3 protein-coding genes are annotated in these 2494 nt (G+C 70.0%); 1 reads left to right on the forward strand and 2 read right to left on the reverse strand.

Features of this window, described 5'->3' with window-relative positions:
• Positions 1-719: DUF6895 family protein (locus FUT87_RS26225; protein ID WP_147242882.1), on the reverse strand; the 719-nt coding region annotated here is incomplete at its 3' end.
• Positions 720-723: 4 nt separating this feature from the next.
• Positions 724-954, reverse strand: a complete 231-nt coding sequence (locus FUT87_RS26230; protein WP_141225433.1) for a hypothetical protein — start codon at positions 952-954, stop codon at positions 724-726.
• A 355-nt stretch (positions 955-1309) separates the two neighbouring features.
• Here FUT87_RS26230 and kdgD point away from each other — a divergent pair, with 355 nt between their 5' ends.
• Positions 1310-2224, forward strand: a complete 915-nt coding sequence (kdgD, locus tag FUT87_RS26235) for a 5-dehydro-4-deoxyglucarate dehydratase (RefSeq protein ID WP_147242883.1) — start codon at positions 1310-1312, stop codon at positions 2222-2224.
• Positions 2225-2494 lie beyond the last annotated feature (270 nt).

The raw sequence follows: 2494 nt of genomic DNA on the forward strand, positions 1-2494 counted from the left end.
GCCTCGGCCAGCACCTCGTCCACCGGGCGCGGCAGGCGCACCGGCCGGCGCCCCATGTCGGACGCATACAGGACGACGTGGGTGAACATGTAGAGGTCGAGCGTCGAGCACGCCAGCACGTCCAGCGGCCAACCGATGCAGGTGGCAGCCAGCAGTTCCGCGTCGATGGGCTCGACGTCGACCCGGCCGCGCCGCAGCTGGTCCAGCCACTCGCATTCCAGCTGGTGATTCGGCAGCCGCTCGGCGCCGCCGGCGACCTCGCCCTCGAGCAGTTCGTCGAGCAGGCGGTCGAAGGCCTCGTCCGGATACCCCGCGTCGCCGAGGAACAGGTGGGCGGACGCATGCTCCAGCGCGCGGCCGGTGTCGTGGCACAGCCGCGCCTTCACCCGCGCACCGCGTGCCGGCGCGACCAGCTGCACCGCGAGCAGCCGCGACTCCACGTCCAGCGTCTCGTCCTCGCCGCGCAGGTTCGCCGCCATGCGCAGCAGCATCGCCGCCTCGCCGACGACCTTCGCCAGCACCAGCGGCGCCGGGGCACCGCCTCCTCCCGCCGCGCCAGTCGCTGCGCCCTCCTCCTCGGCCAGCGCGCGCTTCAGGCTCCGCCGGGCCATGCGCACCGCCAGGTGCACGCGGCCCAGCAGGTCTTCCCGGCGCCGGGCGGCGGCCGACCGCCTGCCCACCATCGGCCGGACCACCGGCATCGGGACGACCGCGCTCATCGCGTCACTCGCGCAGCTGGCGGACGTCGCGCACGATGTCCAGCTCCGGCCCCGGCCAGCCGCAGTTCCAGATCGCGTTGCGGTTGATGATGGTGACCAGCACCTCGCCTTGCAGCAGGGCCCGTTCGCCGAACTTGGCGAAGGTCGCGCCGACCGCGTCGGCGTTGATGGCCTTGCTCTCCACGAGCGCCTCGATGACTTGCTGCTGGAACGCAGTTCTCGCTTCAGATCTCATGACAGCCTCCTTGAAGGGTTTCGCGTCGGAGCTGAAGCGGACTGCCTCCCCCTCGATCGCCTACCGGTTGTAGGTGGCCCCCTCGGCCCTCACTACCCCTAGCTCGCCCCCCTCCGAAGAGGCCCCTCCAAAGAGGCAACCGCAAACAGGCTCCCCGAAGGGGGGAGCCCCCGCCGGGGCGACCGGCGCGCTGCGCGATTCCAGATTAGGGGATTACCCGCAGTTGTCAGACATCCTCTTGATGACGGTCGATGGCATCGCTACCATCTGTCCATGCTGGTACCGGTACCAAGTCATTCAGGACGGGGTGCGACGACGGATCCAGCGCTGTTGTAGCCACGGAGACAAGCCGCTCATGACCTCGCCCCAAGACCTCAAGGCCACCATTTCCCACGGCCTGCTGTCCTTCCCGCTGACCGATTTCGACGCCCAGCTGAACTTCGCGCCCAAGCCCTATGCCGAGCGCCTGGAGTGGCTGATGCCCTACGGCGCGACCGCGCTGTTCGCGGCCGGCGGCACTGGCGAGTTCTTCTCGCTCGAGCCCAAGGAGTACAGCGACGTCATCCGCGTCGCGGTCGAGACCTGCAAGGGGAAGATGCCCATCATCGCGGGCGCCGGCGGCCCGACCCGGGTCGCGATCCAGTACGCGCAGGAAGCCGAGCGCCTGGGCGCGCAGGGCATCCTGCTGCTGCCGCACTACCTGACCGAGGCCTCGCAGGAGGGTCTGGTGGCGCATGTGCAAGCCGTCTGCCGCAGCGTCAAGTTCGGCGTGATCGTCTACAACCGCGGCGCCTGCCGCCTGACGCCCGAGTCGCTGCTCAAGCTCGCCGACAGCTGCCCCAACCTGATCGGCTTCAAGGACGGCATCGGCGACATCGAGTCCTTCGTCTCGATCCGCCAGCAGCTCGGCGACCGCTTCAGCTACCTGGGCGGCCTGCCCACCGCGGAAGTCTTCGCCGGCGCCTACCGCGCCATGGGCTGTCCGGTGTACTCGTCGGCCGTCTTCAACTTCATCCCGAAGACCGCGATCGACTTCTACAACGCCCATGCGTCGGGCGACACCGCCACCACCGACCGCCTGATCCGCGAGTTCTTCCTGCCCTACATCGCGCTGCGCAACAAGGGCCATGGCTACGCGGTGTCCATCGTGAAGGCCGGCGCCACGCTGGCCGGCCACACGGCCGGCCCGGTGCGTCCGCCGCTGTCGGACCTCAAGCCCGCCGAAGTCGACGAGCTGGGCGCGCTGATCTCCAGACTCGGCCCGCAGTAAGCGCGCCGCGGGACGCGTCGTCCGGCTCGGACCGGCGCGCGTCCCTCGTCCCTTCTTCCCCTTCCGCGCCTGCGGCCTTCCCGTCCATCCGCCACGCGCCCTTCGCGACCGGCAACGAGCAGTCCCTCATGTTCAAGAACCTCATCAACGGCGAGTGGGTCGACGGTCCCCGCGCCTCCCGCAACATCAACCCGAGCGACACCCGCGACCTGATCGGCGAGTACGCGCAGGCCGACGTCGCCCAGGCGCGCGCCGCCATCGCCGCCGCGC

It is taken from the genome of Mitsuaria sp. TWR114, from assembly GCF_007997345.1.

Excerpts from the sequence above, each read along its gene's own strand:
- FUT87_RS26230 (WP_141225433.1), bottom strand. The coding sequence starts at position 954 with ATGAGATCTGAAGCGAGAACTGCGTTCCAGCAGCAAGTCATCGAGGCG.
- kdgD (WP_147242883.1), top strand. The coding sequence starts at position 1,310 with ATGACCTCGCCCCAAGACCTCAAGGCCACCATTTCCCACGGCCTGCTG.